The sequence below is a fragment of the Rhodopseudomonas sp. BR0M22 genome, assembly GCF_010907035.1.
In the GTDB taxonomy this organism is placed as follows: Bacteria; Pseudomonadota; Alphaproteobacteria; order Rhizobiales; family Xanthobacteraceae; genus Rhodopseudomonas.
Genome location: NZ_QUMK01000151.1, coordinates 1 through 602, shown reverse-complemented (window position 1 = coordinate 602; position 602 = coordinate 1). Strand labels below are relative to the sequence as shown.

Here is a 602-nt window from a genome sequence, read left to right as displayed (position 1 = left end):
TCTCGGCGTAGGCGGCGGCCGCCTCGCGCACCCAGGCGCCGTCGTCGTGCGCCCTGCGCCGCGCCGCCATGCGGTCGCGGTTGCACGGGCCGTTGCCGGCGAGCACCTGCTCGAACTCGTCCCAGTCAATCGTGCCGTATTCCCAATGCCCGGTCGCGTCGTTCTTCTTCAGATCGGGATCGGGCAGCGTCAGGCCGAGATAGTGCGCCTGCGGCACGGTGGCATCGACAAATTTCTGGCGCAGCTCGTCGTTGGAGAACCGCTTGATCTTCCACTTGGTCGAGGTGTCGCTGTGCTGGCTGGCCTGATCGGGCGGACCGAACATCATCAGGCACGGCCACCACCAGCGGTTCAGCGCGTCCTGCGCCAGCGCCTTCTGCTCGGCCGAGCCCTTGGCCAGCGTCAGCATGATCTCGTAGCCCTGGCGCTGGTGGAACGACTCCTCCTTGCAGACCCGGATCATGGCGCGCGCATAGGGACCGTAGGAGCAGCGGCACAGCGGGATCTGATTCATGATCGCGGCGCCGTCGACCAGCCAGCCGATCGCGCCGATATCGGCCCAGGTCAGGGTCGGGTAGTTGAAGATCGACGAGTACTTGGCC

The 602-nt window shown here is 66.6% G+C and carries 1 protein-coding gene; it reads right to left on the bottom strand.

All coding sequences use genetic code 11. The features are described from left to right. On the bottom strand, positions 1 to 602 hold a 602-nt coding region (gene paaA / locus DY468_RS24545; protein WP_164608223.1), incomplete at both ends, for a 1,2-phenylacetyl-CoA epoxidase subunit PaaA.